This is a genomic window from Mesorhizobium sp. WSM4312, from assembly GCF_002294875.1.
GTDB lineage: Bacteria > Pseudomonadota > Alphaproteobacteria > Rhizobiales > Rhizobiaceae > Mesorhizobium.
Window position 1 is genome coordinate 40,085 of sequence record NZ_NSFU01000027.1, and the last position, 25,774, is coordinate 65,858.

23 protein-coding genes are annotated in these 25,774 nt (G+C 63.3%); 15 read left to right on the forward strand and 8 right to left on the reverse strand.

Annotated features, from left to right (window positions below; genetic code table 11):
• Positions 1 to 101: 101 nt before the first annotated feature.
• From CK228_RS35530 to CK228_RS31225, 4 genes are all read left to right on the forward strand, one after another.
• Positions 102 to 344, forward strand: coding sequence for a transposase (locus tag CK228_RS35530; protein ID WP_179296107.1), 243 nt, complete (start codon positions 102 to 104; stop codon positions 342 to 344).
• 852 nt (positions 345 to 1,196) lie between these two features.
• Positions 1,197 to 2,285: an IS110 family transposase gene (locus CK228_RS31215; protein WP_095790323.1), complete on the forward strand. Its 1,089-nt coding sequence runs from the start codon at positions 1,197 to 1,199 to the stop codon at positions 2,283 to 2,285.
• A gap of 1,269 nt (positions 2,286 to 3,554) precedes the next feature.
• Positions 3,555 to 5,174 (forward strand): hypothetical protein, encoded by a 1,620-nt coding sequence (locus tag CK228_RS31220; RefSeq protein WP_143750641.1) that lies wholly within the window; start codon positions 3,555 to 3,557, stop codon positions 5,172 to 5,174.
• A 30-nt stretch (positions 5,175 to 5,204) separates the two neighbouring features.
• Positions 5,205 to 5,672, forward strand: coding sequence for a hypothetical protein (locus tag CK228_RS31225; RefSeq protein ID WP_095790325.1), 468 nt, complete (start codon positions 5,205 to 5,207; stop codon positions 5,670 to 5,672).
• A gap of 36 nt (positions 5,673 to 5,708) precedes the next feature.
• Here CK228_RS31225 and CK228_RS31230 read toward each other — a convergent pair whose 3' ends face one another.
• Entirely contained in the window at positions 5,709 to 6,956 is a 1,248-nt protein-coding gene (locus tag CK228_RS31230; protein WP_179296108.1) for a YcaO-like family protein, read from the reverse strand.
• 85 nt (positions 6,957 to 7,041) lie between these two features.
• On the opposite strand from CK228_RS31230, the gene CK228_RS31235 reads away from it, so the two are divergent.
• Positions 7,042 to 9,525: an adenylate/guanylate cyclase domain-containing protein gene (locus tag CK228_RS31235; protein WP_095790327.1), complete on the forward strand. Its 2,484-nt coding sequence runs from the start codon at positions 7,042 to 7,044 to the stop codon at positions 9,523 to 9,525.
• 789 nt (positions 9,526 to 10,314) lie between these two features.
• On the opposite strand, the gene CK228_RS31240 is transcribed toward CK228_RS31235, so the two are convergent.
• The 7 genes from CK228_RS31240 to CK228_RS31270 all read right to left on the reverse strand — a co-directional run bounded on the left by CK228_RS31240 (position 10,315) and on the right by CK228_RS31270 (position 16,856).
• Entirely contained in the window at positions 10,315 to 11,607 is a 1,293-nt protein-coding gene (locus tag CK228_RS31240) for a glucoamylase family protein (RefSeq protein WP_095790328.1), read from the reverse strand.
• A gap of 50 nt (positions 11,608 to 11,657) precedes the next feature.
• Positions 11,658 to 12,641, reverse strand: coding sequence for an FAD:protein FMN transferase (locus tag CK228_RS31245; RefSeq protein WP_095790329.1), 984 nt, complete (start codon positions 12,639 to 12,641; stop codon positions 11,658 to 11,660).
• Positions 12,622 to 14,826, reverse strand: a complete 2,205-nt coding sequence (locus CK228_RS31250; RefSeq protein WP_095790330.1) for a PepSY domain-containing protein — start codon at positions 14,824 to 14,826, stop codon at positions 12,622 to 12,624. Before CK228_RS31250 ends, CK228_RS31245 begins: the two co-directional genes overlap by 20 nt.
• A 12-nt stretch (positions 14,827 to 14,838) precedes the next feature.
• Positions 14,839 to 15,309, reverse strand: a complete 471-nt coding sequence (locus CK228_RS31255) for a DUF2271 domain-containing protein (protein WP_095790331.1) — start codon at positions 15,307 to 15,309, stop codon at positions 14,839 to 14,841.
• Positions 15,310 to 15,349: 40 nt separating this feature from the next.
• Positions 15,350 to 15,712 (reverse strand): hypothetical protein, encoded by a 363-nt coding sequence (locus CK228_RS31260; RefSeq protein ID WP_095790332.1) that lies wholly within the window; start codon positions 15,710 to 15,712, stop codon positions 15,350 to 15,352.
• A gap of 156 nt (positions 15,713 to 15,868) precedes the next feature.
• Positions 15,869 to 16,555 (reverse strand): cytochrome b/b6 domain-containing protein, encoded by a 687-nt coding sequence (locus tag CK228_RS31265; RefSeq protein WP_095790333.1) that lies wholly within the window; start codon positions 16,553 to 16,555, stop codon positions 15,869 to 15,871.
• Positions 16,545 to 16,856 (reverse strand): PepSY domain-containing protein, encoded by a 312-nt coding sequence (locus tag CK228_RS31270; RefSeq protein WP_095790334.1) that lies wholly within the window; start codon positions 16,854 to 16,856, stop codon positions 16,545 to 16,547. The genes CK228_RS31265 and CK228_RS31270 overlap by 11 nt, the downstream gene beginning before the upstream one ends.
• Before the next feature lie 146 nt (positions 16,857 to 17,002).
• Between CK228_RS31270 and CK228_RS31275 the strand changes: the two genes are divergently transcribed.
• From CK228_RS31275 to CK228_RS31320, 10 genes are all read left to right on the forward strand, one after another.
• Entirely contained in the window at positions 17,003 to 17,662 is a 660-nt protein-coding gene (locus tag CK228_RS31275) for a response regulator transcription factor (protein WP_069090554.1), read from the forward strand.
• 56 nt (positions 17,663 to 17,718) lie between these two features.
• A complete protein-coding gene (locus CK228_RS31280) occupies positions 17,719 to 19,020 on the forward strand; it encodes an ATP-binding protein (protein ID WP_245438152.1) in 1,302 nt (433 codons plus the stop codon).
• Between the two features lie 356 nt (positions 19,021 to 19,376).
• On the forward strand, positions 19,377 to 20,105 hold the full coding sequence (locus tag CK228_RS31285) for an ABC transporter ATP-binding protein (RefSeq protein ID WP_245438153.1): 729 nt from the start codon (positions 19,377 to 19,379) through the stop codon (positions 20,103 to 20,105).
• Positions 20,099 to 22,465 carry an ABC transporter permease gene (locus CK228_RS31290; RefSeq protein ID WP_095790337.1) on the forward strand — a complete coding sequence of 789 codons (2,367 nt, stop codon included), beginning with the start codon at positions 20,099 to 20,101 and terminating at the stop codon, positions 22,463 to 22,465. The genes CK228_RS31285 and CK228_RS31290 overlap by 7 nt, the downstream gene beginning before the upstream one ends.
• Before the next feature lie 2 nt (positions 22,466 to 22,467).
• Complete coding sequence (locus tag CK228_RS31295) at positions 22,468 to 23,655, forward strand: efflux RND transporter periplasmic adaptor subunit (protein WP_095790338.1); 1,188 nt, start codon at positions 22,468 to 22,470, stop codon at positions 23,653 to 23,655.
• Positions 23,656 to 23,836: 181 nt separating this feature from the next.
• Positions 23,837 to 24,223: a DUF302 domain-containing protein gene (locus tag CK228_RS31300; protein ID WP_095790339.1), complete on the forward strand. Its 387-nt coding sequence runs from the start codon at positions 23,837 to 23,839 to the stop codon at positions 24,221 to 24,223.
• 231 nt (positions 24,224 to 24,454) lie between these two features.
• Positions 24,455 to 24,595: an SHOCT domain-containing protein gene (locus tag CK228_RS36505; RefSeq protein ID WP_348629242.1), complete on the forward strand. Its 141-nt coding sequence runs from the start codon at positions 24,455 to 24,457 to the stop codon at positions 24,593 to 24,595.
• A 44-nt stretch (positions 24,596 to 24,639) separates the two neighbouring features.
• Positions 24,640 to 25,089 (forward strand): universal stress protein, encoded by a 450-nt coding sequence (locus tag CK228_RS31310; RefSeq protein ID WP_095790341.1) that lies wholly within the window; start codon positions 24,640 to 24,642, stop codon positions 25,087 to 25,089.
• Between the two features lie 130 nt (positions 25,090 to 25,219).
• Positions 25,220 to 25,624, forward strand: a complete 405-nt coding sequence (locus CK228_RS31315; RefSeq protein ID WP_095790342.1) for an OsmC family protein — start codon at positions 25,220 to 25,222, stop codon at positions 25,622 to 25,624.
• A partial coding sequence (locus tag CK228_RS31320; RefSeq protein ID WP_179296109.1) for a VIT1/CCC1 transporter family protein occupies positions 25,621 to 25,774 on the forward strand: 154 nt, incomplete at its 3' end. The genes CK228_RS31315 and CK228_RS31320, both read left to right, overlap by 4 nt.

Here is a 25,774-nt window from a genome sequence, read left to right on the forward strand (position 1 = left end):
ATCGTCATCGCGAAGGGGCGCCCAAAGCTGAACCTGTGGCTGTGCGAGAACCTGCCGTAGAACGCGATCCTAACCCCAGGATCCGGCAACTCGTTCATAACATGATCGACGAACTGCGCTCGCTCGATCATCGGATCAAGCAGCTCGATCAGGAGTTCGAAGCGCTCGCGAAGAGCGATCAGCGGGCTGGTCTGTTGCGCAGCGTGCCAGGCATTGGCGCTCTCAACGCAACAGCGCTGGCGGCAGCGGTCGGCGACGTGTCGACGTTTGCAAAGGGGGGTGACTTCGCTGCTTGGCTGGGCTTGTCCCACGCCAGATCACCACCGGCGGCAAGCCGTGCCTGACGGGGACCAGCAAGCGCGGGAGCACCTACATGCGCGTGCTGTTGATCCATGGCGCGCGAGCGGCACTGCCATCTCTGGCGGAATGGACACGCAGCTCGGCGCCTGGCTACAAGCGCTGCACAGCGCGCCAAGCGCAACGTGGTGGCGGTTGCGCTCGCCCACAAGCTGGCCCGGATCGCCTCGGCCGTGATGTCACACCAGCGCCCATACGAAGCCGTGATGGCCTCAAAGGGGTAATGAGTTTGGTCGAGCGGTCGCGCCCCGGCTTCTGCTCGGCCGCATGAAGTCTGCGGGAGGATGTGCGCAGATGGCCCAACGGTTGATCGGTGTTCGGCAAACCTGTCAGCAGGCAGCGGCCCTTTCGAGGCCGAGTATCTTGTTAGGAGCCGAGCGCGCGAATCTCTATCTTGCCAGGGCGCCTAAAGCGCCGAGGCCGCATAAATTGGTGCAGACCGGGCGGGTCCTCTTGAACATTCCACCTGCAGACGGGGCGGGCCATACATTGCGTGCGACGCCAATCGCGAAACGGCCGGACCGCGCCGGATTGCCTGTGACGCTGCTCAGTCAGTCCGATGGAAAAATGCGCCATGACGGTTCCAGTGCTGCAAATAAGCAGCGCAACTACCCTGTCGCAGAGCGCGGAAGACTGCACGGCGCATCGGAACTCAACGCCAGCAAACGGAATCGTGGTATGAAGTATAAAGTAGTGTATCATCGTAGTTTTGAGGAGGAACGACGATGGCGAATAAGTCTCGCGAAGCGCAGCCGATCAGCCGATTCAAATTGCCGCCCGTAATCGGGGCGAGCGCCTAGCCAAAATCTGCTCCTGTGAAGCAACGCAGGAGGCGAACGATGGAATTCTTTTGCGGACTGGACGTAGCGATGGACGAGACAGCGGTGTGCGTCGTCGACGATCATGGCGCGGTGCATCTCGAGACGACGGCGGTGACTGATCCCGACGCGCTGTTTGCGGCGTTGAAGCCGTTTCTGCCGCGCCTGCGCCGCGTCGGCCACGAGGCCGGCGCGCTGTCGCCCTGGCTGCATCCCGAGCTCAAGAAACTTGGCCTGCCGGCCTTCTGCCTGGAGACGCAGCACGTGCGCGCCGCACTCTCGGCGCAGCGCAACAAGACCGACAAGGCGGACGCGCTCGGCATCGCCCACATCATGCGCACCGGCTGGTTCCGGCAGGCCCATATCAAGTCGGAAAGCTGCTACCGGACGAAGCTTCTGCTGACGCATCGCCGCAATCTGAAGGCCAAGTTCCTCGACCTGGAGAACGCCATACGCCATTCGCTGAAGGCATTTGGCATCCGATTGGGCAAGGTCGGGCGAGGAGCTTTCGAGCAGGCGGTGCGCACCGCGGTGGCAGAAGATCCACTGTCGTCCGAGCTGATGGACGCCATGCTGTCGGCGCGCGCCGCGCTGTGGAGGCAGTATTGCCGGCTGCACGATCTCGTCGTCAAAATGGTGGCACGCAGCGAACTGTGCCGACGCTTTATGGCCATCCCCGGGGTTGGCCCAGTCACCGCACTTTCGTTCATGACGGCGATCGACGATCCGTCGCGCTTCCGCCGCTCACGCGACGTCGCCGCCTACTTCGGGCTGACCTCGCGGCGATGGCAGTCGGGCACCTCGATTGACGTTCAGGGTCGCATATCGAAAGCCGGCGACGCCGACGTGCGACGCTCGCTCTACGAGGCGGCGTCGGGATTGATGACGCGCTTCAAGGGCAGGGACAAGGTCAAAAGCTGGGGCCAGGCGATCGCCAAACGCTCCTGCCACCGCAAGGCCTGTGTCGCCGTGGCGCGCAAGCTGGCGGTGATCATGCACGCGATGTGGAGTGACGGAACCTTCTATGTCGGCGATTCCGCGGCGAGCCGAAGCGATGCCGCCCAGCGCGCTCATATCAAGGATCGCAGGCTGCTGGGGGCGCATCGATGAACGGTGCAACGGAAATTGAAACGCATGGCGCCGACACGTTGACGGGCGCTACCTAACACCAGAGATCCGCTCCGGCGGATGAGGACCGATGCAGACCAGGAACGACGGAACGCACGTTATCTTGCCTGCGGCCGCGCCGATCGCGAGACGGCCGGACCGCGCCGGATTGCCTGTGATGATGCTCCGTCAGTCCGATGGAAAAGTGCGCCACGACGGTTCCCGTGCTGCAAATAAGCAGCGCTGCTACACCGTCGCAGAGCGCGGAAGACTGCACGGCGCATCGGAACTCGACGCAAGAGTACGGGATCGTGGTTTAGGGCATAGAATAGTGTATTATCGTAGTTTGGAAGAGGAACGACGATGGAAAGAAAGTCGCGGAAAATACGACCGATTAAGACGGCGAGATAAAAGGCCACACATTGTAGCGCGGTCGGTTGGCTGTTTTTGCTGGCGTTTTCGCCATTTCTCACACATTGCTCGCCTTCGCTGCAATGTGCGATTTTATAATAAATTATTGATCTGGTGTGAGAATCTCCAAGGTGCGGAGCACATCCGCTGCCCATACCGGGTTTTGCCCCTTATCCTTCAAACGACTGCACTGGGGCCGTGTATGGACGGCTCTCCGCTGGCAAGGGGTTTTTTGAGCTTTGGCTTTGCTGGCGGCGCCGTGAATCTCGCCTTACGCCTCATGTCAGCCGTCTAGATCGGCTTTGCCGTTTCCTGAAAGCTGACATCGCAGGCGACCGCGCTGGAGGTCGTGGTGGCGCCACCTTCGGGCCTTGCCAGTAATGCCGCGAATGTTATCCGGCGGACGGGCTTCTCGATCGCTGCGGCATGGAAAGGACGATGGCGCGCTTTTCGCACCCCTCCACCAGTGAACGGTTCCGCGAAGTGCGGAACGGGCCTTACTATCTTCCCCCAACAAGGAGGGAGGAGGGCGCGAACTCGCCAGCGCCTCGCGCTTCATGGCACCCGTCACCAAGTCGCCCCATCAGCGGTACCGATAGAGCGCAAGCGGGCCTTACCATTCCTCCAGATCCTCGCGATCGCTTTGCGATCGCCGTGAAGAGGAGGGGCCGATGAAAATCCGATTGCAAAGCTGTCGGTTTGAGTATTGCATGGTCGCATTGGCCGGCGAGGCAAAGTGAATTCCAGATTCCTTTGCTGCCTTGACGGATTATTTGGCGACAATTCAAACGTCGCAGTCGGTCGTATGCGGTGCAACGCGGTCAGTGACTAGCGCTCGGCGGCTCCCGAGGGGGGTGAGGGATGAGCAGCTCTCCGGTGTATTCGGGGGATACGCTGTCGAACGAGACGGCGCAGATCGTCATTGCGCCGGAGCGGCACGGCGAGGGCTTGTACGCGGTCTTCGAAGACCAGGGATCGCCGATCGCTTTCTACGACGACGATGGGCTGCTGCCCGAGCACAGCTTCAGGATCGATCGTGACTTTACGACTGTCGAAGTCCTGGACCGGGCGGATCCGAAGACCTCCACGCGCAAGGTCCTCGTGCCTTATCGCCGCTATTTCGGCCGCCCCGAAAAAGGAACCGCCCCGCCTTTGGCGCTCCTTCAGGCGCTCGGGGACGCAATGGAATTCAACGATTTCGGCGATCAGACGGGAACGATCCCGGCGGGCTACACCTACTTCGGGCAGTTCGTCCTCCATGACCTGACGTCGATGACACCGTCGATAACACCGGGGAAATCGAAGCCGAAGAATATTCGCAGCGCGACCCTTGATCTCGACAGCGTATTTGGTGCGATGCCGCCGGGAGGCGCGTCGGCATCTTCCCAGGCCTGCCCGGCGCCCATGGCTGTAGGCGAGACGACTGACGGCCGATTGCTGGACCTTCCACGTGCGACGGATGGCATGCCGTGCATCGCGGACCGGCGCAACGACAGCAACCTGGCGCTCGCCCAGACCCACATGGCGCTCATCCGTTTTTTCAATGCTGTGCGCCGTCTCAGCGACGACGCCGACGAGGCTAGGCGGCTGACGCAACTGCATCTCCAGTCGGTGGTGCTTCACGACTACGCCCGCCGGCTAATCGACAACGTGATTTACCAGGACGTGATGGAGCGCGGTCGAGCCGTCATCGACGTGGACGCCGACGGGTTCAAGCTACCCCTCGAATTCGCCGCGGCCTGCGCGCGGTTCGGCCACAGCATGATCCGCAACCGGTATCCCTGGAACGCATGGAACCCGGGGGCGACCGTCAGTGCCTTTTGGGACAATACCTACAACAGCGCAATCACGCCGATGACCCGGCTGCGCGGCCAATGGGTGGCGGATTGGCGCCGGCTCCTGGCAATCGGTCTGACGGAAGCCCAGGGCGCGATATTCGCAGCGAAGATCGACACGCGGTTGGCATTTGAGCTCAGGCAGATCAGGCCGCAAGCCCTTCCGCACACGACCGGTTCGATGCCATTGTCGAGAAATCTCGCAGTTCGCACGCTCCAGCGCAGTTACCTGCTCGAGCTGAGCAGCGCGCAACATGTCTTTCATTGCGTCGCGGGAAAGCTCGGCGATCGCGCGCATCCTGGTTTCGCTCCGCTGACCGAGCCGGAACTGCTTGACGGCGAGAGCCAGGCTGTCCGCGACGCTCTGACCGAACGGCCGGAAGGCGGAGCAGCGCGGCTCGTCGATTCCACGCCATTGTGGTTTTACGTGCTCAAGGAAGCGGCCGTCAAAGGTTGCGGGCTGAAGCTCGGTCCCCTGGGGAGCCGCATCGTGATGGAGACGCTCCACGCTGCCGTCAGCGCTGCCGAACCGTCGATCCTGGACCCGTCCGTGCAGCCGTGGCGTCCGGATCCCAGGCTTCATCCTTCGTCGGAAAGTTACGCCCTTCCGGACCTCATCGCTTTTTCCGGACTTTTGGACAGTTGACCCGCCCACATTGCCAGAGGAGGAGTAGATATGTCGACATTCAAGGTGTTCTACGGAGGAACATCGAATTACGACCAGGAATTCGAAGGTACGAAGCGAGCCGGTGCCTTGTTCCATAATTATTGGACGCAGAACGGTCCCGGGCAGAAGATTTTTGAAGATTTCATTATCGGGCTCGTCGGCAGCGGATTGATCGTTACCTACAAGGACGACCTCAATCCCGATAACAGGGTTTTTGTGAAAAACACTGGAGGAGCCAATCATGTGTTCTACAAGTCCGGCGGGCAGGACAAGCAGATTAATGTCAAAGCGGAAAAGGACAATCCGAATAACGACGTTGTGACGATGGCCGTTCCCAGTGTGGCTGCCGACCCTGATACCGGTGATACCAAAGACTATCTGAACAATGCGCTGACCAAGTTGATCGACCCGCAAATACATCCCGACGAGAAGCGCGAGTTTCTCTTTGGTCTGCTTCTGCTCAAGAGGTGTCGCTGAATCGCCGGACTGTATCGCAGGCGCTCGGAGCTCGCCTCACACATTCAGCGGAATCTGGGTCTCCGGTGCGCTGACAACAGGGCCCAGATCATGGCTGTCGAGCCCGAGCAGCCGCTTTCGGGCGAGCCGCGGCTTTATGTGGCAAAGCTCGCCTGAAAGGGCGCGGAACGCCGGTACTCCCAGGGCATCGCGCGTCATGTCAGCGAACCACAGCCGAACGCCGGCCCGTGCGCACGCATCGACCAGCGCGTCAAGCGACGGGGGAATGCCCGGCAAGCGAAGCGGACCGCCCGCCCGCGTAGCACCGACCGGATCGAGGGGCGGCCAGGCCATCGTCACGGTTTGCCGCCATTGTGTCCAGTCGGCGGCATCGGCGCCCAGCTTCCGCGCTGCCGCGAGCGGCAACTCCGTCTGGACCATCTCGGTCAGCGCCGCCAGTGCCGCCTCGCGGATGTCCGGCTTCGCGGCGAAGCCGAGTGCAACGTCGCTGCCGTCGCGTTCGGACGAGGCAGCCGCCGCCACCGGCACGCCGAGATCGGTTGTTATGTCGAACAGCCAGGTTCGGCGCCTGCGCGCATCAAGCCATGACACCAGTCCGCTGGTGTCGTCGAGTATGGCGAGGTCGAGCACCGGCCTCTGCCGCCGGCCATACCACCAGCGCGCCGCCGCATCGCGCTCGATCAGCTCCAGCGTTGCGGCAAGCCTGGCGCTCTCCGCGCTGGCGCCGCAGGCGCAACCATTGCTGTCGCCGCTCGCCACCGCACGCTCATCCCCTGGCGCCTTGCGGCCGATGAAGGCGAAATCGGCGGGCACATAGGCCGGCGGCCCGCCATGGGCGTCTTCCACCTCGAGCCAGTCGATCTCTGCGGCCGGATCGCAGGGTGGCGGGCGCCAGTCGAAGTCGCGATTGCGGTCGTTCCAGGACGCCCGGCTCGCGAGCTGCGAATCGGAAAAGCCGTTCAGCATTTCCGGCGGGACCGCCGCCGGGCCAATATCACCGGCGCGTGCCGTGACGAGCGTCTCGTTCCCCCACGCCGAGCACGAGACGAGCTCGGCCGCCTCGCCGAGCGCGCTGGCGCGGGAACCCGCCTCGTCCAGGCCGCGCCCGGTCGCGACGCGCCCCGAGTCGGGCAGGGCAACTTGCGGGAAGCCCGGCAGCCGCACCAGCGCCGCACGCGGCATCGCGATCGCCAGGCGCACCGGGCCGCCGCCTCCCGGCAGATCGAGAATGTCGAAGAGCTGATCGAGTGCCCGCCTGGTCTCTTTCGCGTTCGTCATCGCCATGCTTACCATCCCGGCGCGATCCCATCGACAGACGTGATCAGCCGGGCCACAATATCAGTCAAGACCGTAGCGCGAGCCGGCCATCATGCAAACCCAAGTCGAATTGCCGGCGCTGAAGGCGATCCTGTTCGCGGATCTCTCGCAATACACCCGCCTCACCGCCGCGGGCGAGCTCGCGGCGATCGACCTCGTCACCCAGTGCTTTGCGCTGTTCAGGGATTTGTCCGCCGAGCACCGTGGCGAATTCGTCAAGTCGACCGGTGATGGCGTGCTCGCTCTGTTCGACAGCGTCTCGGATGCGGTCAACTACGCGGTCACGATGCAGCGCAGGCTGGCAGCGCTGGCCGTAGAGCTGCCCGCTGCCGGCCGCTTCAGGATCGGCATCCACTTGGGCGAGGTGCGCCGTCACGAGGGCGATGCGTACGGCCATGCCGTCAACATTGCGGCGCGCGTCCAGACGCTGGCCAAACCCGGCGGCACCTGCGTGACGGAGGAGGTATGCCGGGCAGCGCACGGCATGACCGGCTGCGGTTTCCGGTTCGCCGGCCGCCACACGCTCAAGAACCTGCCCGAACAGATGTCGCTCTACCATGTGGTTCCCGGCGACACGCCCGGCGAGGAAGCGAGCCGGGCACCACATTTCTCGGTTTCCGTCCTGGACGGGCTCGCCGTGCTCGACGACGTCGGCGAGCCGGTTGCCCTGCGGTCCCGCTGGGCACAGGCGCTGATCGGCTATCTCGTACTGTCGACCGGATTTCGTGAATTGCAGGACCGGATGGCGGCGCTGCTGTGGCCCGAGCGCCCGCACGCCGAGGCGAGGAGCGCCCTGACACGTGGGCTGCGCGTCGCCGCCAAGGCGCTTTCCCGCGGATCGAGGGAATCCGGGCTGCGGCATGGCGCCTATGTGAGCCTGGATCCCGCACGCGTTGTCGTCGACATCAATCGCATCTTCGTCGACCTCAGCGAAGGCAAGGTGGACGATACGCTGCTCGAGCGGTCCGACTGGGCGGAGGCCATCCTCTACGGCTTCGAATCCGTCAGCAGCCTCTATGGCGCCTGGCTGAGCGTCGCCCGCCACAATCGCCGCAACCGGGCGGAAGAGGCGCTCGAGAACATTCTCGGTCGCTTCGACGCGAGCGAACCGATCATCCGGCATGCGGCGAGCGCCCTGCTGATGCTCGAGCCGTCGCACGAGGGCGCCGTGCGCTGCCTGATGCGCCACCATGCGTCCCACCAGAACGTTGCCGCGGCAAGGCGCGTCTATGACAAGCTCGTCGCCCGCCTCGAGCGGGAATATCAGCTGAAACCCAGCGCCGAAACCGCCGCGCTCGCCGCCAGCCTGTCGGACCCCGCGCTGCCGCGACAGCCCGAGAAGCCATCGCACCAGCGCGCTCCGGTCATCGCCGTCTCGAGCTTCAGCAGCGAGGCGGAATCGACAGCGGCCTTCGCGACCGGCTTCCGCTCCGAACTGATCATCAGCCTGTCGAAATTCCGCGAACTGACGATCATTGACATGCAGTACGGTGACGATGCGGCGGATGCCGACTACCGGCTCAAGGCCGGCTGCAGCGACCTCGGCGAGGAGTTTGCGCTGGTCGTCACGCTCGACGAGAGCGCCGCCAGGCGGGTCGTCTGGAGCGAGTCCTACCGGCTGACCCTGGCGAGCTGGCATGCGACCCAGCGCCGGTTGGTCGCACGCCTGACGTCGAAGCTAGAGGTCTATCTCTCGCAGGACCGCCTTTCGCGCGCCGTGCAGCGGCTTCCCGAGGATTTGGGCGTTTACGACGCATGGCTGCGCGGCGAGCACCTGCTGCTGCGCTGGTCGGCCGAGGCGGAGGATGAAGCCGAGCGCCTGTTCAACCAGGCGATCGCCGAGGATCCGAGCTTCGCCCCGGCGCATGCCAGCCTCGCCAGCGTCTACAATTCGCGGCCTTTCATCAGGCCCGGAAGCCCGCATGATGCGACGGCCGAGCAACGCGCGCTTGCGCTCGCCAGGCGGGCGGTCGAGCTCGACCCGCTCGATGCGCGCAACCAGATGGTGGTCGCCTGGTCCGCGGCGATGGTGGAGCGCTACGAGCAGGCCGAGCTGCATTTCGAGCTGGCATCCGAGCTCAATCCGAACGATCCGAAGATCACGGTGTCGGCGGCGCTCGGACTTGCCTTCATGGGGCGGATCGACCTTGCTGCCCGGCTCAACCAGCACGCGCTCGACCTGACGTCGCTGTTTCCCGACTATCAATGGTCGCACATGGCGGCGACGCGCTTTCTGATCGGCGATTACGCGGGCAGCATCGAGGCTGCCGAGCGCTCGCAGAACCTGATCATAGACACGCCCGGATGGAAAGCAGCCGCCCTCGGCAGGCTCGGCCGCATCGAGGAGCGGCAATCGGCGCTCGATCAGCTTTTCGCGGCCGCAGGAGCCGCCTGGGCCGGACCCGCGAACCCATCGCAGGAGGATATTCTCGCGTGGTTTCTCGGCACTTTTCCGATCAGGCATGCCCTGGACAGGGCGAAACTGGGCGCCGGCCTGACGGAGATGCGCGGCGGCGAAGTTCAAACACGGGGTTGATGCTTGCTGAGAGGTTCACTTCCGTCACAATCGGGAGCGCCAGACGGTCGTCGCTGGTCATGATGAGATGCGCGCGAGACCTCGCCGTTGGGAAAGTTCTCATCGCCGGTCGATCGGCTGAAGGCTCTGGCTGAAGCGTAGAGCAGGGCGATACGCAGGATGAGGGTAGGTGCGTGCTCCACCCCGTCTAGATCTTCATGGCGATAGGTTAGGACAGCTGAGAACCGGGGTTTGAAGAGTCCACTGGTGGCGTTACTGCGTCCTCCAGCGTTGGCCGACGGCGATGACTGCTTTCAGGCGACGGCCCAACTCACCTTAACGGCCGACATTGGGCGCCTTGCCGACTGGCAGCTCAGGGGTCGAAAACTGCCCGTCGGCTGTCGGAGTGAATCTGCCGTAAGCAGACTCTTTGCTCATAGTCTCTTGTTGAATGGCCAGGAAGGACATCGTTGGTCTGCCCCAGGGGCGCCGTCATTAGGACGGCGAAACGTGACCGTGCAACTGATCGGGACACTCCGGTCGGGTGCACCCTCGATTATCCGGTGGAGTACCGAAATAGTACTCGACGCTCTGCAATCCCTCGTTGATGCTATATTCGATGGTCACCCTCTCGCCTGAGATTTTTCCGGCGAGATATCGACAAAAAGGGCCGGAGTGGCCGCGGTTGTTGGCTAATGAGGATTGGCGCATGAGTGCGAAAATGCGGGCCACAGCTGTGTGCAATAGCTGGATTTTCGACGCGGCGGATGGCTGAGGTTCAATCAAGTCCGTTGAGGTTTGCATCAGGTGTCAGGAACTTGATCCAGCCATACCCACGAAACCTGCCCGTTGCAGGCCGATACGGATGTGCGGACACAGGCCCATCAACCGCCATAATAGTCCGGTGCGCACGTTCTCAATCATCAATACGATGGGGCCTTCGTCGAGGCCGAAATGCCAAGGTGAGACCCACCAGCCGAACGCCCCTTTGGCTTTGCCCTGCGGGTGCGTCGGATTAAAGGACGACGCGAAACCGTACGTTCTGCTGGACTTGAGTTTGGCCTTATGGATCCAGAAGGCGATTGTCGGCAACACGATCTCCGGAGCAAACGGCAACGAGGTGACGGCTGCCCAGGGCGCGAGCGTTCCATCGTCGGGGCCAAACGGAACGCCACGCGCGGCATAGTCAAGGAACCGGCGTTCGATGCCTTTCAGTTTGATCGTGGAGGGCCCGGGGCCATCACTAGCGGTAATGCCCCAGCAGTATTCTCCGTAGCCGTCGAAGCCGCGTGGATTTTCCAAGGCATAGCGGTGCTGGACAAGAGTGGCGCGTCGGCTGTTTTCGAAATAGTCGCTTCCCTTGCCGCGCATGTAAGAGTCCTGCAGACCGCGAAGATCAATCCACACATGCGAAAGTTGATGGATGAACAACGGTCCCGCATAGACATAGTCGTGACCGTAGACATTCAGCCATCGGAATGTAGCGGTCCATGCCGTATAACTGCTCGAAGGCAGAGGGTGGGTCGGCGAGCCGAGGCCCAAGACATACAGCAGAAGCGCCTCATCGTAACCTTCCCAGCGATACTTCAGGAAACCAGCCTCGGGAGTCCAACCGTGGGTGACGGTCTTTCCTTTGTTTAGCGCCCATCGCCAGTCGGCCCGACGGTAAAGCGCATCAGCCAAGGTCCGGATTTCTGTTTCGGCCTTTGTGTCCCGGTCGAAGAAAGTGGCAGCCGCCAATGCACCCGCCAGCAGCAGGGTGCTATCGATGGTCGACAGCTCGCAGCGCCAAGCCCGCCGGCCGGTTTGCATGTCGAGAAAATGATAATAGAAGCCGCGATAGCCCGTGGCGTCCGGCTCAGGACCGTGAGGGCTGTTCCAGAAGAAGCGTAGCGTGGCTAGCGTCCGCTCCACCGCGGCCTTCCGGCTCATGAAGCCACGCTTGACCCCGACTGGATAGCATCCCAGCGCAAGGCCGGTGGCGGCGATGCTTGCGGGCCAGTCGGCTTCGGTCTTGTCACGAACGAGACCGTTGGCTGGGTTTGCCTCATGGGCGAAGTAGTCGAATGTCTCCCGCTGCAGAGTCTCGAGGTCGTCGTTCATGGCAATCGCCTCGCCCTCATCTAACTCAGCATCATATATTCGGAAACCTACTACAGCGTCCCACGGCGCGATGCCTCCAAGTTGATCACCGCCTTGCTGCTACAGTCTATCCGGCAGGAGCCGATGCTATCTGCTTCACCCCGAAGCAGGAACAGGGCATCAATCCCCAGTCGTCGGGCAATATCACCGCCCTTGTCCGGGCCGAGCACCATGAGCGCGGTCGCCCAAGCATCGGCCTCGGCGCAGGTGGGCGCAAGGACGGTGACCGACGCCGGAGGTTTGGTAAGCGGTGCGCCGCGTGTCGGATCCATGGTGTGTGAGAGACGTCGGCCTTGTACCTCGACCCAGTGGCGGTAGTCGCCGGACGTGGCTACCGCGCAATCCTGCAAGGCGAGGATTGAATGCGGCGCGCGGCGTTGCGGGTCCGGTTTCTCCAATGCGACCGTCCAGGCCTCACCGTCGGGCCTGAGGCCCATGGCCCGCAACTCGCCATCGATGCCCACGAGCCCGTCGCGGACTCCGAAGCTGCCGAGGATCTCGGCAAGACGGTCCACGCCGTAACCCTTAGCAATGCCGTTCAGGTCGAGCGCAATTGGTACGCGCTTTCTCACCCTGGCTCCATCGATCTCCAGCGCGTCGGGGGCAGGCAAACGCCTTGCCTGCATCGCGCTGCGGATTCGATCCGAACTGGCTTCAACCGGGCCGAAGCCCCACGCGGTCACCGCGTCGCCCATGCCGATGTCGAAGGCGCCACCCGTTTCCCGGCCGATCCTCAGTCCCAGCCGGATCACGTCCATAAGGCGTCCCGGAACCGTCTCCCACTCTTCCGCGGGCGCCCGGTTGAGGCGCATCAGATCGCTGTCGGGTTTCCATGTCGACATCTGCGCATCGACCTCATCGACCCCGGCCTGCAGGGCCGCACGGAGAGCTTTCGCGTCGAAGCCGGAGGGAGCGTGGAATAGCGCACACCAGCGCGTGCCCATCGTCGGCCCGTTGAGGGCGTGGCGCTCAAGATCAGTAGACATCTTCGACATAGCGCCCCTGTGCCTTCAAGACGGCGGGGGACAGGCCAAGCGGTTCAAGTATCCGCGCCATCGCCTCTGCCACTCCGGCCGCCATCTGCCGCCCGCCGCACACCATGACGCGTGCCCCCTTGCGTATTGCGCGGACGACTTCGAGCCGCTCAGCGGCCAGTGCGTCCTGAACGTATCTTGGCCGCGCGCCGCGGGAGACCGCCGTGGACAGGCTGGAAAGCCCGCCAGCGGCCGCCCAGGCTTCGAGTTCCTCGCGATAGAGGAAATCGCTTTCGGGAAGTCGCATCCCGAAGAACAGGTGAATCGGTCGCCGCGCGGTATTGGCGCGGATGAAGCCGGCAAGCGGTCCTATTCCGGTGCCCGCTCCAATCAGGATCAGGGGAGCGCTGTCGCGTCTGACACGGAACGTGGGATTGCGGCGGATGAAGGAGGCGACGGTCCCGCCCGGTTCGAGTGCCATGAGTTCGCCCGAGCAGATACCTCCCACATGCTTGCGCACCACGATCTCGATGAACCCGTCCCGGCTGCCTGATGACAGGGAATAGAAGCGCGGCACGGGCGATCCCTCCGGCACGATGCCGAGCAGATCTCCAGGTTCGAAGCGTGCGAACCCGCATCTCGTCAGGCGTTGCCAAACGGACAAGGGAGGCAGGGCAAAGCGTAGGATCGCGGTCGGAGCCTGGACTTCATGGCCATAGTCGCGTCGCGAAACCAGCGTCAGCGTCTTGGTCTCGGGCAGGATCGGCTGGTGATTGAGTTCAAGGTCGACGCCGAGCGCAGCACCGAGCGCACGGCCCCAGCGGGTGAACTCCTGCGGCGACTGGCGGTCCACCGTTTCGAAAGGCACCAGAAGCGGCCAGCTCTTGCCTTCCGCCGCGGCGGCAACCGCCCTGGCGTAGGCGCAGAAGCCCGGGAAGCTCCGATCGCCGAAGCCCAGCACCGCCAGTCTTGCCTGTGGCGCGGCGGAAAGTCCGGCCACTCGATCGAGGAACCCCTTCGCCGACGCCGGCGGATCGCCATTGCCATAGGTCGCGGCAAGTATGAGGTACTGTTGCGCGATTGAAAAGCGGACCGCGTCGAACGCCGACATCGGCGCGGTGTGGACGCGCTGCCCGGCGCCGGTCAGCGCCGCGTGAAGTGTCCCCGCAAAACCCCAGGTGCTGCCACCCTCGCTTCCGACCAGGATGACCGTCTCAGCGCGGGCCGGTGCGGCATTGTCGCGGATTGTGGGGCGACCCTTGAGGTTCGCCAACCAGATGAGGAGCCCGGTGGCGCCCATGACAGGGACGGCAAGCGCCGAAAGCCCTAGAAGCAGGCCGAGAAGAGCAGCACCCTGTCCGGTGTGGATCATGTAGATGGTTTCGGAGACACGCGTCCAGCCACTCAGGCCGGACCAGCCTAGCGTTGCTCCGGTTCCCTGGTCGAGGTAGCCGGTGCCGGTGTCGGTCTTGAGCGTAAAGACGTCGGTGGCGTCTCCCTGATAGGGGAAGTTCAGCTCGCGCAGGCTTGAGACTGGCGTCGCCGCGAGCAGCGGCATCGATGTCAGCTGCGCGCCAATTGTGCCGCTTGCCGCAGGCAATTCCGCAAGGGCCGCCTTGTCGGGAAGGAGCCCGAAGGTCGAGGCCGTCATACAAAGCGCAGTTGCTGCCGACAGCAGGAGGCCGGGTACAGCGAGCCGCGCAAGCTCGACATGGACGCGTCCTGCCACAGGTCCCCGAAGCGGGCCAAACCAGCGCCTCCACCCGCCGGCGCGTCGCGCGACGAGCATGGAACCGGAGACAGCGAGGGCGAGCATAGCCGCCGCTCCTGCCGCCATGGCGATGCGGCCGGCGTCGTCAAGGAACAGCGAGCGGTGCAGGTTGGTGAGCCAGCGCTGCATCGGATTCGGATCGGCCGATGCTGTAGCGGTTCCGGTCGCCGGATCGATGACGGCGGACGCCGGCGTGCCGCCATCGAACCAGTAGGCGGTGATGCGACCGGAGGGCGAACGCCGGATCTGCTCGACTCCCGGGAAGGCGGCCTGGATGCGCGCGGCAAGGTCTGCAACGCTCATCGACTGTTTCGCCTGAGGTGCGGAAATCCGCTCGGCCGCCGGGAAGATGGACAGCACCGCACCGCTGACAGCGAGCAGCGTCAGAAGAGCCAGGGCCGGCAAGCCCAGCCAGCGGTGAAGGGCACGGATCATCGTTGCGACCCCTTACAAGCCGTAGCTGAAGTTCGCGATGTAGCGGCGGCCGGGGACGGATTGTCCCGCTCCTTGCGCGGTCAGCGGCACGGCGATCTCGTTGGGGCTGTCGCGCATGTCCTCGGCGGCCGCGTCGATGTGAACGGTATAGCCCGCGTCAAAGAGCGCGTCGGCAAGGTCGAGCGTGATCTCCAGCCGGCGCCCGGCGCCCACGCTCGCTCCGGTGATGCCATTGATCTCGGCCGTGTTGCCGCCCGTCGCGCGATACCAGTCGGACAGGTGCTCGTAGTACTTGGACTTGGTTCCGGCCATCCACAGGCTGCCGGCGTAGGTGCCCTTCGGGTCTGTGACGTAGATGGCGAGGAAGGCCCCGTTGCCGCCATAGTCCTTCAGCGTGGTTGTGAGAGTTACCGGCCGCGCCATGGCGATGCCGGGGAGTGTCAGCGCCGTGGTCAGAGCCAAGGCGGCGAATATGGTCTTCATTGGACTGTTTCCTTGATCTGCCGTGATGCGGGCCGTTGGCTCAGTTCACCTGGACCTTGGGCGTCGCGCCGGTGCCAAAGAGGCCGTTGCTCGGGGGAGCCACGCTCCCGGCCGGAGCCGGGCCGGAGGCGTTGCCACCATCGGAGTCGTCGCCATCCTCTTCGTCGCTTGCGCCATGTTCGTCATCATCGCCTCCGCGTTGCAGGCTGCGACGGTGTTTAAGGTCAGCGCTGTCATCATCGCTGACCAGCATCGGGGAAGCACTTGCGTTGCGGAAGGCAGTCAGGGCCACATCGCGCGGTCCTTCGAACAGGCCAGCGCCGTGCATCGCGCTCCACGCGGGAAGGCCGATCCCGGCGATCAACGCCGTCGACGCGAGCAAGGTGACAAGGGTCTTTTTCATGGCAGGATCTCCTTTTTCTGCTGGCACTGTTCTGACGGCCAGACCTGATCCTCTCCTGAAGGGAATGGGTTTTCTGCTTCAGCTTGCCGTCAGGAATCGAAAGGCCCCGCCGAAACGGCGGGGCCGGATTGGCAACCTATTGCGAAATGTCCCTATTCAGGCGACGTCGTCGGGAGCGGGAGGCCTCTTGCGGCCCGTGAGCATCGCCAGGACCAGGTTCTCGCGATGGCGGAACGACGCCAAAACCACTCCGCCGACATGCAGCGCGACCAGCAGTAGCATCAGGTTGGCAAGGGCCTCGTGGACTTCCTTGAGCGGACCTACGGCCCGCCCTTCCACGGCGGCTCCAATCCCGTCCTCGGTGTCGTTGCCATCATTGTCTGCGAATGCGGGGGCGACGATCCGCATCTGTGCGACAGCCGCAGCGGCGCGGTCCGGCGCTTCCATAAGCCATCCGGTGAAGGCGGTCCCGGACAGGGTCACCAGGATCGCCACGACCATCGCCGCACCAGCCGGGTTATGGCCAAGGTAGCGCCGTTCCCGGCTTCCTGCCATGTCAGCGATGTAGGAGATCGTCCGGGCCGGTCCACGGACGAATTGTGTGAAGCGGGCGTAGCGGCTGCCGACGACACCCCACACGATCCTGAAGCCGACCAGACCGGCGATCGCGTATCCAGCAAGCTGATGAACGGGCTGGAGATCTTCCGCCGTAAGCCAAGCCGTGGCGAACACGACGACGAGGCTCCAGTGGAAGAGACGGACCATCGGGTCCCAGACAGGAACCCGCCGCGCAGCCGCGTTGCGGGACTCGGACTCGGTCGGGGCAACGTCATCAATTGTCATGGCGGTCTTCTTCGTCCTGGTGCCGATTGGCGTCATCCCTGGGTTCGATCTGGATGATTTCGAGGGTGGATGGCTGGACTGTCACCTCGATCCGACGGCCTTGGGCGTCGATGCCGTCGATTTCATAGCAGCCGTCGTCGATTTTGATCCGACGCACGGTCCAGCCATGCTGGGCCGCCAAAGTGGCAACGGCCTCCCTCGGCTTCCAGTCCGCCATCGGCACGAAGCATTCGTCATCGGCGCGCACCGGCCCTGCGGAGAGGGACGCGACACACGCAAGAATTATCAGGGCAAGCCGCATGGGCCAGGACTCCGTTCCAACCGATTTGCGCCAGCGCAAAGTGCACGGCCAAGCTGACGCTATCCTGAAGTTTACGCGCAATCCGCTTCAGCCGGGCGTCAGGAACGTCCGGCAAGGAAGGCTGTGACCGCGAAGGGCGAACGACAATGCGAATCCTGCTCATAGAGGACGATAGTGTGCTGGGCGCGGCCGTACGCGACCAGATCGTCGGTGACGGCCATTCGGTGGACTGGGTCTCGCGGATCGACGCGGCCAGGGACGCGATGGCGGGTGCGGCCTACGACCTGATCCTGCTTGACCTGATGCTGCCCGACGGAAGGGGTATCGTGTTCCTTCGTGCATTGCGGGCCGCCGGAGATGTCACGCCCGTCATCGTGCTCACAGCGCTCGACCAGGTGTCGGACAGGATCGAAGGGCTGACCGCGGGGGCGGACGACTACATGGTCAAGCCGTTCGATCTCGACGAGCTGTCGGCGCGCATCGGCTCGGTCGCGCGCCGATATTCAGGCAATCCCAACCCCATCATCCGGCTTCGTTCGCTCGACATCGACATCGCCCGCCGAAATGTGCGTCGAGACGGCAAGGCCGTTCAGCTGACAGCCCGCGAATGGGCACTGCTGGAGGCGTTCCTGACGCGGCCCGGCCAGTTGCTCTCCAAGGCGCAGCTCGAGGAAAAGCTCTATGATTTCGATGCCGAGGTGGAAAGCAACACGATCGAGGTTCATGTCAGCAGGCTGCGCAAGAAGCTCGGCACCGACCTCATCGAGACCGAGCGGGGCCTCGGCTACAGGTTGGCTCAGGCGTGAGGCGCCCCCGAAGCCTACAGGGCAGGCTCCTCCTGACGCTTGGAGGGGTTCTGCTCATGATCTGGGCCGGCGCGGCGTGGGCGACCGCTGTCCTGCTGCGGCACGGCATCGAGGATGTCTTCGATTCCTCCCTCCAGGAGACCGCGCAGCGCCTGCTTCCCTTGGCGGTCCTCGACATCGTGGGCCGCGAGGACGAAGACGTCGCCAGCCAGCGCCTTGGCGCGATCCGCGCCCATGACGAACTTCTCACCTACGTGATCCGCGACGACAAGGGCAAGATTTTGCTTCAGTCCCATGCGGCCGACCTCGCCGTGTTCCCGCCTTATGAAGCGCCCGGCTTCGGCCGGACCGCGACGCATCGCCTATACAGCGAGGAGGCCCTGCAGGGGACGGTGCGTATCACGATGGCCGAACCGCTCGCCCACCGGGCTCAGGTGGTGAGGGATGTCCAGATTGGCCTCGGATTGCCGATCCTCCTGGTGATTCCGGCCGCGCTTGCCGCCGTGCTGCTGGCGGTCCGGAGAAGCACAAGACCGCTGCGGGCGTTCCGCGAACAGCTCGAAACCCGAAGCGAGAAGGACCTTGGGCCTCTCGTGTCCGATGAACTGCCCAGCGAGCTCGACCCGTTGGCCGACACCTTGAACGCGCTGCTCAGGCGGCTCAGGGCCGCCTTCGAGGCCGAACGCAGCCTGGCCGCCAACACCGCGCATGAACTCAGGACCCCGCTCGCCGGCGCGATTGCCCAGGCGCAGCGCATCCGGAAGGAAACCAGCGAACCGCAAATCGAACAGCGGGCAGCGGACATCGAGGCGACCCTCAAGCGATTGACGGTGCGGGCCGAGCGGCTCATGCAGTTCGCCCGGGCGGAGGGCAGCCGGCTCCGATTAGAACGTACATCCGACCTGCGCGCTGCCCTGCGTGTCGTGGTCGATGACTTGCGCAGAGGCATGCCACGGGAGGATAGGGTCGTCCTTCGCCTGCCGGAAACCTCCGTAATGTCCGACATCGATCCCGATGCCGTTGGAATCGTGTGCCGCAACCTCGTCGAGAATGCCTTGCGCTATGGCAGCGACTCCTGCCCAGTCGAAGTGACGCTTGAGCCAGATGGGTTGCTCACGGTTTCAAACGATGGACCCGTCGTGGCGCCCGAGGCACTGGCGAAACTGGCTGACCGTTTCGAGCGAGGCGGAGCTTCGGCCTGCGGCAGCGGAATAGGGTTATCAATCGTTTCGACGATTGCCGACCGCATAGGCAGCTCTGTCGCCCTCAGATCGCCGAGACCCGGGACGCGGTCCGGTTTCGAAGCAAGTGTTAAGCTCCCAATCGCAAGCGAGCCCAAGCAGACAGCTTCATCCTGATCCGGTCGCTCAGTCCGGAAAGGACCGAAGATCCTTCGTTGGCGCGACCACGACGCTAGGTGGCCCAGAAGACGTGGCTTTCAGGAATCGCAGAAGCTGACCCCCTATGGCAAAGATGAGGCCCGAAGCAGTCGTCCGTGTCTGGGTTCACCCGTGCGGATTATGGATGCGCGTGATGCCGATCCAATAGCTGCACTGTCATGAGCATGCGGTGCACCCGGGCTGGGCCCTTCCTACTGGAGTGCTTACCAACGTTCCGAACTTGACGAGAGTCAAGGTGATCGAGCCGTCCAGACTGTAGCACCTTTCCGGCGTGGGCTGGAACCGGAGTCCGCATGCCAGTCCAAGGACAAGACATGGAGAGTTCAGCAAAGCAACCCCTCGCCCCGGTATTCGTGGCCCGGGGATTGACCAAGGTCTATGGCGCGGGCGATTCACGTGTCGTGGCGCTGAAGGACGTCGACCTCGATATCCGACAAGGCGAATTCATCATACTTCTTGGCCCCTCGGGTTCGGGAAAATCGACCCTGCTCAACATCCTCGGCGGATTGGATGCGCCAACGTCAGGCACGGCGACCTGGCGCGATCACGAACTGACCGGAGCCAGCGACGAGCAGCTCACGACATACAGGCGCGAGCATGTCGGCTTCGTGTTTCAATTCTACAACCTGATACCGAGCCTCACTGTCGAGGAGAACGTGCGGCTGGTCGCGCAGATCGCCAGCAATCCGATGACACCGGCCGAGGCGCTCGAACTCGTCGGACTGTCACATCGCGCCGGTCACTTTCCTTCACAATTGTCCGGCGGAGAACAGCAGCGCGTCGCGGTGGCACGCGCTATCGTGAAACGGCCGGATATCTTGCTCTGCGACGAGCCGACCGGCGCGCTCGACGTCGACACCGGCAGGCTGGTTCTGGCGGCAATCGCCAAGGTCAATACGGAGCTGAACACGACGACCGCCGTGATCACTCACAACTCGGCAATCGCGGGGATGGCTCATCGCGTGTTGCGGCTGAGCGGCGGGCGCATCGTCAAGGAAGAACCGAATCAGCGGCGCATCCGGGCCGAGGATGTGACATGGTGAACGTCCTGGACATCAAGGTGGCGCGCGACCTCTGGTCGATGCGGCTTCAGGTCCTCAGCATCGCGCTGCTCGTCGCGGCCGGCGTGGCCGTCTTCGTGATGTCGGTGTCGAACTACCAGGCGCTGATCGGCGCCATGGAGGCGCACTACCGAAACGAACGTTTCGCCGACATCTTCGTGGGCATGACGCGCGCGCCGCTCTCGATCGTCGACCGGCTGCGCGAAATCAACGGCATCGGCATTGTGGAGCCGCGCGTCGCCGAGCCAGTGCGCGTGATCCGCGCGGACACCAACCTCCCGATCTCGGGGCGCGTCATCTCGCTGCCGGCCGCGGGCCAGCCGTTGCTCAACCGCCTGCATCTGGTGCAGGGACGCTGGCCTGATCCGCTGCATCCGGAAGAAGTCATCATCAACGCGGCGTATGCCGAGGCACGCTCTGTTCGGAGCGGAGACACCATGGAGATGGTGCTCAACGGCCGGCTGCAAGGCTTCCGCGTCGTGGGCACCGCCCTGTCACCCGAATTCGTCTTTGCCACCCGCGCCGCGGTGCCGCTTCCGGACGATCGGAACTTCGTGGTGGTGTGGGCAAGCGAGGATGCGGTGGCAAGCGCATTCGACATGAAAGGCGCGTTCAACGACGCGCTGATGACTCTGGCGCCCGGCGCAGGGCCGCAGCATGTCCTGGAAGAGGTCGATCGTTTGCTGGCGCCATACGGCGGCAACGGAGCCTATGGCCGGCGCGATCAGCCGTCGCACCGCTTTCTCAAGGACGAACTGGCGGAGCAGGAGACGCTGAGCATCGTCATGCCGTCGGTCTTCTTCGGCATCGCGGCGTTCCTGCTCAACGTCGTCATCGGCAGGATGGTGGAAGCACAACGGGGGCAGATTGCTTCGCTGAAGGCGCTGGGGTTTGCGAACCGCACCATCGCCTTCCACTACTTCAAGCTGGTCACCGCCATCGCGTTGCTGGGATCGGCGATAGGTCTGGTCGTGGGGCGCTGGTTCGCGATCGGGGTTGTCGGGAGCTATGGCGCTTTCTTCCGGTTTCCATCGCTGGAGGCGCAACTGGAGCCATGGCTGCTCATCGCGGCGACCCTTCTCAGCGTCGGCGCGGCGAACCTTGCCGCGGCATCGGCGGTATACCGGATTGCCATGCTTGCTCCCGCCGAAGCCATGCACCCCGAGACGCCGCCCGCGTTGCACACATTCAGCTGGCTGCAGGCGATTGGAAGCCAGCGAATTCCGCTTCAGTACGTGATAGCGGCGCGCACGATCCTCGGACGGCCCGTGCGGACGCTGTTGACGACCGTCGGAATCGCGCTGGCCATTCCGCTCATTCTGTTCGGGCTCTACTGGTTCGACGCCATCGACTACATGATCGATTTGAGTTTTGGACGCATCGAGCGCGGTGACGCGTTTGTCACCTTCACGGAACCGGTCTCGGCGGATGCACTCTACGAGTTGCGGGCGATACCCGGCGTGCTTGAGGCTGAAGTCCAGCGAGTCGTGCCGATCACATTGCGAGCTGGGCATCGCGCCTATCGCACCTCGGCGACTGGGCTGGATTCGGGTTCCGAGCTCAAGGTGCTGAGAGACAGCGCGCTACGGCCGATTGCCGTACCCTCCGATGGCATCATGCTCAGCCGGACGATCGCGAGGCAGCTAGACCTCAACGTCGGCGACAGTGTCACGATCGAGGTGCTCGAAGGCAGCCGAGCCATGAGAGAAGTCACCGTCCGCAGGATTTCGGACGATATTCTGGGGGCGTCCGTGACGATGGAGCGCACCGCACTCAATCGCCTGATGCGGGAGGGTCCCGTTGCGAATTTCGCGACCCTCAGGATCGATCCGGATCAATCTGATCGGCTCTGGTCCAGGATAAGGTCAATGCCGAAGATCGAGGCAAGCTCGGTCAAGGCCCTGTGGTTTGCGCTGTTCAACGAAACGATCGGCGGAATGGTGGTTATCGGCGCGCTGGTCCTCTTGGGGTTTGGAATGCTGATCGCCATAGGCGTGGTCTACAACAGTGCCCGCATCGCCCTGCAGGAGCGCGCCTGGGAATTGGCCAGCCTGCGCATAGTCGGACTGACGCGGCGCGAGGTATCCGCCGTCATTGTCAGCGAGCTTGCCTTGGAGCTGATTGTGGCCATCCCCGCCGGGCTCCTGATCGGACGGTACCTGATCGAATTGATCGCGTCGGCGCGCGCGAGCGAGTCGTTTCAGATCCCCGCCGTGATCGATCGCAGCAGTTATGCCATCGCCGCGCTCCTGGTCATCGGCGCGGCCATTGCCAGTTTCATCACAATCCGCCGCAGGATCGACAAGCTCGATCTCGTGGCTGTCCTGAAGACGAGGGACTGAACATGAAGCGTCGAACAACTTCGATCGCCGGTGCACTGGTTCTGGCGCTTGCGGCACTGGGCTTCTACTGGCTCCTGATGCCGCAGCCGACCCTTGTCGAAACCGCCGAGGTGGTGACCTCGCGCTTCCAGGACACGGTTGAAGAGGACGGCCGCACGCGCGTGCGGGATCGCTATCTGGTGTCGGCGCCCTTGTCCGGGCGTATCCAGAGGTTGACACTCAAGGCCGGCGATACCGTGCGGACGGGAGAGAAGCTGGCGACCATTACGCCGCCAGTTTCGCCCCTTCTCGACCCCCGCGTGCGGCTAGAGCTCGAGGCCCAGGTCGGTGCCGCTGAGGCGGCGGTCGAGGAGACGGCATCGCTTCACGAGCAGGCCAAGGTGCTGCTGGCTCAGGCCAGTGCGGATCTCGAACGCACCAGGGAGCTCGTCAAGCGCAACGTGGCGGCCGCGGCTCAACTGGAGCGTGAGGAATTCCTGTTCCGCTCAACGCAGCGACAAACCGATGCCGCCGAGCGGCGCTGGCACGCCGCCACGCATCTTCTGGAACAGGCGCGCGCGGCACTGAACTCCGCCGACAATTCCGAAACCAGCGAGAGTTTCCCGGTATCCTCCCCCGTAGACGGCCGCGTTCTCAGGGTCATGCAGGAGAGCGAGACCGTTGTCGCGCAGGCAGCGCCGTTGCTCGAACTGGGTGATCCTGGCGATCTCGAAATCGCCGTCGACGTTTTGACGACCGATGCCGCCCGGATAAGGGAGGGCGACAAGGTGATAATCGAGCGTTGGGGCGGCCCCACCGATTTGCTTGGGGCCGTGCGGCGCGTCGAGCCCTCCGGCTTCACCAAGATCTCCGCGCTCGGCGTCGAGGAGCAGCGCGTCTGGGTCGTTGTCGACATAACCTCGCCACGGGAGACGTCGACCAGCCTGGGGGATGGCTATCGCGTCGAGGTCAAGATCGTGGTTGACGAGAACGACCAGGCAATCGTCGTGCCGATCGGAGCCCTGTTCCGGCGCGGCGATGCCTGGAGCGTCTTCGTTGTCGAGGCGGGCCGCGTTCATCTGCGAGAGATCCAGGTGGCGCGCCTATCGGCTCGCACTGCCGCCGTGGCGCAGGGCGTTCGACCTGGCGAGATTGTGGTCATCTATCCACCTGCCAGCCTTGCCGAAGGCAGCAAGGTCACGCTCCAGTAAACTTGCTATTTGACGGTGCAATCGATGTCGATGCTATGTTCTATGTAAGTCGAAACTTCCGTTCGTATTTCGGCGATAGTCGATGCCGTCGACGATGTGTGAATGGTCCGCTTGCGGCTCGCGCGATACGCAGTCAGGGCGTGCTCCTGGCGAGCTTTTGTCTGTTTGGAGGTGTAAATCAATGACGTATTACATAAGTCGGGTGTTGCCGACGGCCTTCGACGAGGCCGTCGCGCGAACGAAAGCAGCTCTAAAGGCCGAAGGTTTTGGCGTGCTGACTGAGATCAATGTGCAGGAAACGCTGAAGACCAAGATCGGTGTAGAGTTCCCGAAATACATTATCCTCGGTGCATGTAACCCCGCGCTGGCCCACGAAGCTCTCCTGCTGGAAAACAAGGTGGGGACGATGCTGCCGTGCAACGTCGTCGTGCGGGATTCGGGAAACGGACAAACTGAGGTCGCTGCGATCGATCCGGTCGCCTCGATGCAAGCGATCGATAATCCGGCGCTCAAACAAGCTGCACAAGTTGTGCGTTCGAAGCTTGAGCGCGTGGTAGCTCAACTTTAGGCATCGTATGACAATTCTGGAGCCCAAAGCGCTTGTGACTTGGCCCGCGCATCTGAGGATTCTCCAAGCGATTTGATCCAACGCAATGCGACGCGCGCCGTCCGATTGTTTGGTGTCACGAGGATGGAGTACTCGCTATGATGTCATGGGGGTGGAGCAATTGCTGCGGCGGAGCTTGGGGCATGCCATTCTTCGGCTTTGGCCCGTTGCTGCTGATCCTGATCGCGGCTGGTGTTGTCTACTATTTCTGGCATCAACCCACGCGCGACCGTTCACGCGGCCTCGCTAGATATTCTGGATCGCCGCTACGCCTCCGGCGAGATCACGAGAGAGCAGTATGAGCAGATGAAAGGTGACCTGAAAAGGCACTGAATTTTCGCCGTTCAGACGCAATCGCTCGCTCAGGTACGAATGCGATGTACACGCACTTCCTTATTGCAACAGATGGTTCTGACTTCGCTTGGAATGGCGTTACGCATGGACTGTCCCTCGCCAATCGCCTCAAGGCCAAAGTTATCTTTTTGCATGTCACCGAGCCATTCCCAATGTTTGATTGGGGAAGTCCAATGTCGGGCTATTCAGCCGGCGCAAAATTCGTCTCATACGAGGAAGAGGGGCGCCGTTTCGCGGGGCAAATACTAGGTCAATGCAATGCAGCGGCTGACCGGCGCGGTGTGCAAGCCGAGGCCGTCCATCTTGAAAATAGGAAGCCGGCGGAGGCAATCCTTGAGCTGTCCAAGACCCGGGGCTGCGATCTGGTAATTATGGCCGCGCACGGACGCCGGGGCCTCGCCAGACTGCTACTGGGCAGTCAGGCGACAGAGGTGCTTTCCTTCAGCACGGTCCCTGTGTTGATCGTCCGATAGGAACGGTGACAGAAGCAATCGACATTCCAAGTTGTCCGCGATTTCTGACCTGGATCAACCTCCATCTCCCCAACACCGGCTAGAAGCGCCAATAGCATGCCTCCCAGGCGGGCGTCCAAGCAGGTGCACCATGTTCGAATACAGCATTGAAGCCAGACGGATTGATGCCCGAGGCAGCGTCGCCACGACCAAGAATGCCGCAGTCGTTCTTGACACCTGTCTCGAAGGCCGGGCCGACGCCTTCAATCCAGCCGAACTGCTTCTGGCGGCGATCGCCGCCTGCATGATCAAGGGCATCGAACGCGTCGCCCCGATGCTTGGTTTCAAACTGCGAGGCGTCAGGGTCGCATTGCATGCCATTCGGCGCGACAGCCCGCCGGGGATCACGTCGATCGACTACGAGCTTGTCGTCGACACCGATGAAACCGACCAGCGGCTGGAGCTGCTGCACAAGAACGTCCGCAAGTACGGCACGATTTCCAATACAGTCGCGGCGGCCACGAAACTCGAAGGCACGATCAGGAGAAAAACATGAGCCGCCTGCATGTCGAAAACCACCAGGTGTCGCGCATCGGCTGGCTGCGCGCCGCCGTCCTGGGGGCCAATGACGGCATCGTCTCGACCGCGAGCCTGATCGTCGGCGTGGCGTCGGCCGCCGCGCCGGCTTCGCAGGTTCTGGTCGCCG